Origin of the sequence: Ferruginibacter sp. (assembly GCF_031430955.1) — a bacterium.
Lineage (GTDB): Bacteria > Bacteroidota > Bacteroidia > Chitinophagales > Chitinophagaceae > Ferruginibacter.
Genome location: NZ_JANPCM010000386.1, coordinates 1 through 7,973, shown reverse-complemented (window position 1 = coordinate 7,973; position 7,973 = coordinate 1). Strand labels below are relative to the sequence as shown.

Below are 7,973 nucleotides of genomic sequence, written 5' to 3'. Positions count from 1 at the left end.
CACATTTACAGCCTAAACTTTTAAGAATAAAAAAATTGTTAACCCTTGCAGTAACTTTTATAATGGCTTTTGTAATTTTTTGCCCAGCAACCAGCAAAAGAATGGACAAAAAAATTTACCGGTAATGTAAAATGCTATCAGATATCCGATGCCGCTATTGTAAGTAAGGTTGATGGAAAAAATATGTAGAGTATGATGCTGGGAGATAAAACACCGGATTATAAATTAGATGAACTGGGCAGAATGATTTTTCAAAAAAGTGATAACGATGAAATAAAAGGGTTTAAATTTTAAATAAATATTTTCCGGGAAAATTAAAATGGGTTGCACACAATGCAACCTATTTTTTTATTTGGCTAAATCCGACAACCTCAATTTGCATTACCACGCCTTTAAAGGCGTGGTAATGCAATGAAAATGCAATGGCTTTAGCTAAACCGTATTAGTTTAATTGATTTAAACAGTTTTAAAATATAAATTAAAGCAACGCCTCCCACAAAATTTCTACCGGATGTTTTGCTTTTGTACCAGTACCATCTTTTATTTGATGGCGGCAACTGGTACCCGGCGCAGCAATAATGGTTTCACTATCTGCATTACGTACGGCAGGAAATAAAACCAACTCACCAATTTGCATACTTAAATCATAATGCTCTTTTTCGTAACCAAAACTACCGGCCATACCGCAGCAACCGCTGGGTATAATTTCAACAGAATAATTTTTTGGTATAGATAAAATAGAAGCGGTATCACTTAATGCACTTAATGCTTTTTGCTGGCAATGCCCATGCAGTTTTATTTTTTTTGTTGCTGTTGAAAATAACGACGCATCAATTTTGCCTGCAGCAAATTCACGGGCAATAAATTCATCAATGTAAAAAACATTTTTACTTAATGCTTTTGCTTTGCTTACATTTTCATCAGTGGCTAAATCAATATACTCATCTCTAAAAGTTAAAATAGCGGAAGGCTCAATACCGATCATCGGCGTATCATCAGAAATTACCGGATGAAGCAATTCAATATTTTTATTAATAATTTCTTTTGCTTTACGCACTAAACCTTTACTTAACCAGGTGCGGCTGCTTTCTAAATGATTTGGAATAATTACTTCATAACCCAATTTCTCTAAAAGTAAAATTGCTTTAATACCAATTTCGGTATCGTTGTAGTTGGTGAATTCATCACAGAACAGGAAGACACTGCCCCCATCCCCTGAAGGGGAGTTATTTGTACGCTCTGCCTTTTTACCCCCCTTTAGGGGATGGGGGTTTTTGTACCAACTCTGTAAAGTTGTTTTGTACATAGTTGGCATACTTCGTTTACCTGCAAAGCCAGAAAGCTTTTTTATTGCACCACCAATTACTGAATTACTGACTGCAAAATTATATAAGCCAGGAACTAAGGCACCCAATTTTGCAGAAGCAGTAAAGTTGGCAATCAGCTTACTTCTAAAAGGCACACCATTGGCATCATAATAATGTTGCAAAAATTCTGCCTTTAATTTTGCTACGTCCACATTACTGGGGCATTCGCTTTTACAACCTTTACAACTCAAACACAAATCCATCACTTCATAAATTTCCTTATGATCAAAACGATTAAGCTTATCGCTGTTGGTTAAAAATTCCCGTAAAATATTTGCTCTTGCCCTTGTAGTATCTTTTTCATTTTTAGTAGCCATAAATGATGGACACATGGTGCCGCCACTTAATGCCGTTTTGCGGCAATCGCCACTGCCATTGCATTGCTCTGCATGCTGCAATACATTTTGTTTATTAAAACGAAAATGTGTTTTAAACTCAGGCGTTTGCTGCCCGGGAATATACCGCAGCATAGTATTCATACTGGGTGTATCTACAATTTTATTGGGGTTGAAAATATTATTAGGGTCCCAGGCTTTTTTTATTTCTTTTAAAAGTGCATAATTTTTTTCGCCTACCATTTGTTTTATAAATTCGCCTCGCAATCTTCCGTCACCATGTTCGCCGCTTAAAGAGCCATCATATTTTTTTACCAGCGTTGCTATTTCTTCTGCAATGGTTCTAAATAAATTATTGCCTTCTACAGTTTTTAAATTGATGATGGGCCGTAAATGAATTTCGCCGCTGCCTGCGTGGGCATAATGTACGGAGTATAAATTGTGCTTCTTCAATATCTCATTAAAATCACGAATGTATGCCGGCAGATCATTTACATCAACTGCGGTATCTTCAATTACCGGCACCGCTTTAGCATCGCCGGGTAAATTGCTCAGTAAACCTAACCCAGCTTTACGCAGTGTCCATATTTTTTTACTGTCGGCACCAAACAGTAACGGGAAGTGGTAGCCCAAATTTGCCGAACGCATATCAGCTTCTACCTGTTGGGCAATCGCAATTATTTCTTCTTTATTTTCTCTGCAAAATTCAATTACTAAAATAGCACCGGGTTCGCCCTGTACAAAAAAACGATTTTCGCTTTGTTCAATATTATCTTTTGTACATTCTAAAATATAATGATCAATTAATTCGCTGGCACTAGGTTTATATTTTAAGGCAATTAAATTAGCTCTTAAACTTTCGTCAATAGAATTAAAATGCACACAAAGTAAGCCTGTTTCTTTTGGTGGCAGCGGTACTACGTTTAATTTTATTTCTGTAAGAAAAGCCAGTGTACCCTCGCTGCCTGCAATCAATTTACAAAAATTAAAATCTTCGCCACCTGCTGTAAAAGGAGCTGCTTCAGTTAATATATCTACTGCATAACCGGTGTTTCTTCTTTCTACAGATTTTTTAGGAAACTCTTTTTTTATTTCTTGCTGGTTTTCGTAATTGCTGAGTAAACTTCTTACAGTTTTATAAACAGCTGCTTCTAAAGTTTCACCTTCGCATTTATTATGAAACTCATCGATGCTTACACTTTTAAATTCGGCTTCACTTCCATCACTCAATAATGCTTTTACCGAAATTAAATGTTCCCTTGTACTTCTGTACACCACCGAATTTGATCCGCAGCTATTATTACCCACCATGCCCCCAATCATTGCCCGGTTGGCAGTAGAAGTTTCGGGACCAAAAAATAAACCATGTGGTTTTAAAAACATATTCAACTCGTCACGTATTACGCCGGGCTGTACCCTTACCCAATTTTCTGTTGTATTTAATTCAAGGATTGAAGTAAAATGTTTTGATACATCTGCAATAATACCATTGCCCACCACCTGGCCTGCCAAAGATGTACCGGCAGTACGTGGAATAATTGAAGTTTTATTTTGACAGGCAAATGCAATTAATTTTTTCAGGTCTTCCGTATTTTTTGGAATAGCAACGGCTAACGGCATTTCCCTGTAGGCACTGGCATCTGTTGCGTAAAGCGTACGCATGGTTTTATCAAAAAATAAATCACCGTTTAAATGTTGGCTTAATTGCTTTAAGGCAGTTGTCATTATACAATGTTAAAAGAGCAGCAAAGATAGTTTAAGAAAAAATAAAATAATGCTGAATGAAATTGTAAACAAAAAATAGAAATGTATCTTTTTAAAATACATTTGTACTGCAATAAGGGGTACTAAAAATCAGTATTCATATTTTAGTATAAAAATGCATGGCATGAAATACATTAGGCTGATATTTAGAGCTGTCTGTTATATTTTCTTATTTACTTCTGCCTCTTTGCAGGTACAAAATGTAAATGCCCAGAAGCCTGCGGCTGCAAAAATTAATTATCAAAAAATAAAAGAAGATATCACTAATCTTTACCGGGCCGAAAAGTATGCAGCCGTAATTACAAAAGCAGCGCCCTACCTGCTTAAGTTTCCAAAAGACACGGCAATTACTTTTCAAAAAGCCATCAGCCATATTACGTTAAAGCAATATCAACAGGGTTTTGACTTGATAAAAAAAATGTATAATAATAGCGATACTGCTGCAAAGTATATTGCACTCACAGGCTTTTCTGTTCCGGTAAAAGATATTTTAACATCGGGCATTGCCTGTGCTAACGAAGCAATAAAAATAAACCCCAACGGGCCGTATGGTTATTTTGTAAAAGGAGGTATTTATTCTGATAGTGGCTTTCATGAAAAAGCATTGCCCCTAATGGAAAAAATGTTTATGCTTTGCCGCAATGATGAAGAGAAAAGAATATTAGGGTATTTTTATCCAAAGGAATTGGCTTTTAATAAGCAATACACTAAAGCAATAACCACGGTAAATGATTTGTATCTGAAATATCCAAAAGAAAAAGAAATTATTTATACCTACGCTTTTATTTACAAAACCAACGAACTGTATGGTAAAGCTATAGAAAAATATGACGAATTAATTACGCTGTTTCCTGAAGCGCTGGAATTTGAGGCTGATAGAATTACAGCGAATGCAGCGTTAGGTAAAACAGCCGAAGCCTGTGCAGCGGCTGAATTATTAATTGCAAAAGATGACAGGTATAATTATATGCGCTTTCGTTATAAATGCCCGGCACATTTTGTTTCGCCTTTAATAAAAAATATTAAAACAGCAAGCTGGGCCGTAAGTTCTTTTGGAGGAAATTTTAATTTTAAAGTTATCAACCTTACCGGAAATGCTGATGACAGTTTAGCTTTTGACTGGTTGATGACCAGCGGGCCCAATATGAATGGACATATAACCATAACCAAAGACGCTATGGAAAAAGCTACAGCTCAAAATAATAATTTTGGCCCCGATTTAAAAAATGCTGTACTCACTGATAAAACTGCAATATGGATAAGCAAAGCTGTTTTTAACGGATTTAAAAAAAATGGCAGCTGTAAAATGGATGTGGGTAATGGGGAAGAAGTTTTTACAGTAGTACCCGATGCAATAAATAAAAAAGACAAAGAATCATTTAATTCCAGGATAAAAGTAAATGACAACTGGAAATATCTGAATACATTTCATATTAAGAATACGGATGGAAGCAGGCAATTATGGATTTTAAATGATGTACAAAACCCGATGATTGTAAAAATGGATATTGGCTTTACCCTCTCTCTAAAAAGTATCAATTAAACAGTTAAATACTTTTTTGTATTGAAATAAGAATGGCAAAACAGGCATAAAAATATATCTTCGCAAAAATTAAATCAATGAGCTTAAAGTACAAACGTGTATTGCTAAAACTTTCCGGCGAAGCGCTGATGGGAAAAAGCAATGATGCTTACGAGCCTTTAGATACCAACATTATTGCACAATATGCAAAAGATGTAAAAGAAATTATTGCAGCCGGTGCCGAAGTGGCCATTGTAATTGGCGGCGGTAATATTTACAGGGGAATGAATGAAGCAGAGACCGGTATTGAAAGGGCACACGGCGATTATATGGGTATGCTGGCAACAGTTATAAATGGTATGGCATTGCAGGCAGGCTTAGAAAAAGCTGGCGTTTATACCAGGCTGCAAAGTGCTATAAAAATGGAACAAATTGCAGAACCTTATATTCGCCGCAGGGCAATGCGGCATTTGGAAAAAGGGAGAGTTGTAATTTTTGGAGCAGGCACAGGCAACCCTTATTTTACTACTGATACCGCAGGTTCGTTAAGGGCAATTGAAATTAAAGCAGAAGTTATTTTAAAAGGAACAAGGGTGGATGGCATTTATACCGCCGACCCTGAAAAAGATAAAACAGCCACTAAATACGAAACCATTTCTTTTGCCGACTGCATACAAAAAAATTTAAAGGTGATGGATATGACCGCCTTTACACTTTGTATGGAAAATAAATTACCCATCATTGTTTTTGATATGAATAAACCGGGCAATCTTTTAAAAGTGATTAATGGAGAACAGGTGGGTACATTGGTGAGTTAGCTGAATGGTGAATTGTGAATGGTTAATAGGATTTTTATTCAGGAAAGCATATTATAAGATACCAACCGTAAGTATAAAAAAATTGTCCCGAATTTATCCGGGACAATTTTTTTATTTGCAGTTTCAATAGAGTTTATAAAGTGCTTAAAAATAATTTTATATCAGCTAAAGAAGTTTTTACAGGGCTTAATGAAACTCTTTGGTTATTGCCGGTGGTAACATTAATACCTGTTGTTATCGTTTCTTTTCCTAAAAAATAATCATTGCCCTGTTTTGATATTGCAACAACTACAGCTGCTTTACCATTAGGAACTTTGCCACTGATAAATCTTTTTTCCGGCACATCTGCATACATACCTAATACCGAACGGAAATCTTTAAAAACTAAAAATGTGGTTGTATTGGCATTGGTATAATGGGCCGGAAGGTGTGCACTAACTGTTGAACGGGTAATGCCGGCAGTATCATAAAAATAATCGCAATTTATCCAGCGCAGGTGGCTGGTAGCAATTTCATAAGTTTGGGGGCCTATACCAATTGTATCGGATAAAGTGGTGTTAGGTATCCAGTTAAATTGTGCCGGGTTAGATTCATCTCCAATAAATAATTTCATCTGCTGATTGGTAGAGGCATCAGCATAGCGGATATAAATTTTTACGTTAGGTGCCAGTTGCAATTCTTTACCATCTTTTTTTAGCGTTATAAAAATTTCGCCACCACTTACTAATACATTTCCGTTGCTGATGGTGGGTTTATTCATCAGCACCATATCACCTTTCTTTTTTATCAGCAATATTTCTACATATACCTTACCAGTTATTAATTGTCCGTTACTGCCTACGCAGCAAAGGGGTGGAAATGTAAGCTGCACACCGTTTGAAGTTGTTAATAAAGCAACATTTGCATTTACCTCAATACTGTCCTTTACTGTTTGTAATAACAAAGTGTTTTGTAAAGTATAAACAGGTGCTGTAGCCGCAAGCGAATTACTCCATATAGTATCGGCTGCATTTATTTGCCCGGCATCAGGCACAAAAACATCAGTACTTTTTTTGCAGGCATTTAAAAATAATGCTGTGCCGATTATTAATATGATTACTATTTTTTTGCTCATTGTTTTTTTATTGTGGTTACTTCTATTAAGATACTTTGAATTTTATTTGCGCTGCCTGAAAACTTAAGTCATTTGTCCTTTTTTGCATTTACGTTTTCAGCATTATTGTTCAACCTGAACTTCTTTTTTAATGACCAATGACTTCATGACATTGTATTGTTTATCTCAAATCAAGCCTTAAGCCTAACCGCAAGCCTGCCGTATTATATTTTTGTTTAAAAGTTAAATTTTCTTTACTCATTGGCGAAAGACTGTAGCGGAAATAGGGTTCGGTCAGCACATGCAATTTTTCATTAAGCTTATAATAAAAAGATGCGGCGGCCATAAAGCCCATACCAATATTTGTTTTATATTGATACGGCGAATTTGTTTTTCCGGTGGTAATATTTACGGGCTGGTAAGATGCATCCAGCACTTCTCCCTTTTGCCAACTGTATATATTTACAATAACACCTGCATTAATGTTAGCATGAAATCTTCCATTGCCCATTTCGTAACCAACCAGTAAAGGCACATCAATTGTTTTAAATTTATTGTAGGTTGTTTTATACCTGGTACCGGTGGTAATATAACTGCCGGTAGTGTCGCCATTGGCATCAATTATATAAGTTATCTGTACCAGGTTGCCCTGTACAAAAGAAAATTTCTCATTTATCTGGCTGTAGTTTACTCCCGTGCGTACACTCATGCCATTGTTAAATACTTTGGTGTAGCGTAAGCCGGCACTGTATGCCGATGAAAATTTAGTACTCTCTTTTCTTTTTTGTAAATAAACGGAGCTGCCTGTATCACTAATGCTGCGAAAAGCAACATCCGGCCCGCCATAAATTTCAACGTAAGTTTTATTACCTGCCGCATCTTTCTCTACCGAAGGGCAATCGGGTAAAAATATATTGGGCAAAAACCTTTTTTTAAGTTCCGCTGATTTTTTTTCTGATGATGATTTTTCCGCAGCTGCAAATAATAATCTTTTTAAATAAAAATCCTCCAGAGGTTTGTTATTAAAATTTAAATTGCCATCAGCAATATCATATTCATTATTTGTTGGAGTGC

At 35.9% G+C, this 7,973-nt stretch carries 5 protein-coding genes; 2 read left to right on the top strand and 3 right to left on the bottom strand.

Going from position 1 to position 7,973, the window contains the following annotated elements; all coding sequences use genetic code 11:
- Nucleotides 1-478 precede the first annotated feature (478 nt).
- Nucleotides 479-3,427 (bottom strand): FAD-binding and (Fe-S)-binding domain-containing protein, encoded by a 2,949-nt coding sequence (locus ACY65O_RS11010; protein ID WP_462220910.1) that lies wholly within the window; start codon nt 3,425-3,427, stop codon nt 479-481.
- 163 nt (nt 3,428-3,590) lie between these two features.
- Between ACY65O_RS11010 and ACY65O_RS11005 the strand changes: the two genes are divergently transcribed.
- Together ACY65O_RS11005 and pyrH are read left to right on the top strand one after the other, a co-directional pair.
- The gene (locus ACY65O_RS11005; protein ID WP_462220909.1) at nt 3,591-5,009 is read left to right on the top strand and encodes a tetratricopeptide repeat protein; all 1,419 of its coding nucleotides are present in this window, start codon (nt 3,591-3,593) and stop codon (nt 5,007-5,009) included.
- A gap of 77 nt (nt 5,010-5,086) precedes the next feature.
- Nucleotides 5,087-5,806 carry a UMP kinase gene (pyrH, locus tag ACY65O_RS11000; protein WP_462220908.1) on the top strand — a complete coding sequence of 240 codons (720 nt, stop codon included), beginning with the start codon at nt 5,087-5,089 and terminating at the stop codon, nt 5,804-5,806.
- 133 nt (nt 5,807-5,939) lie between these two features.
- On the opposite strand, the gene ACY65O_RS10995 is transcribed toward pyrH, so the two are convergent.
- Nucleotides 5,940-6,920 (bottom strand): hypothetical protein, encoded by a 981-nt coding sequence (locus tag ACY65O_RS10995; protein WP_462220907.1) that lies wholly within the window; start codon nt 6,918-6,920, stop codon nt 5,940-5,942.
- A 160-nt stretch (nt 6,921-7,080) separates the two neighbouring features.
- The coding region (locus tag ACY65O_RS10990) for an outer membrane beta-barrel protein (protein WP_462220906.1) at nt 7,081-7,973 on the bottom strand (893 nt) is incomplete at its 5' end.

What these genes read in the sequence shown, in the direction of transcription:
- ACY65O_RS11010 (WP_462220910.1), bottom strand. Translation starts at nt 3,427, where the DNA reads ATGACAACTGCCTTAAAGCAATTAAGCCAACATTTAAACGGTGATTTA.
- ACY65O_RS11005 (WP_462220909.1), top strand. Translation starts at nt 3,591, where the DNA reads ATGAAATACATTAGGCTGATATTTAGAGCTGTCTGTTATATTTTCTTA.
- pyrH (WP_462220908.1), top strand. Translation starts at nt 5,087, where the DNA reads ATGAGCTTAAAGTACAAACGTGTATTGCTAAAACTTTCCGGCGAAGCG.
- ACY65O_RS10995 (WP_462220907.1), bottom strand. Translation starts at nt 6,920, where the DNA reads ATGAGCAAAAAAATAGTAATCATATTAATAATCGGCACAGCATTATTT.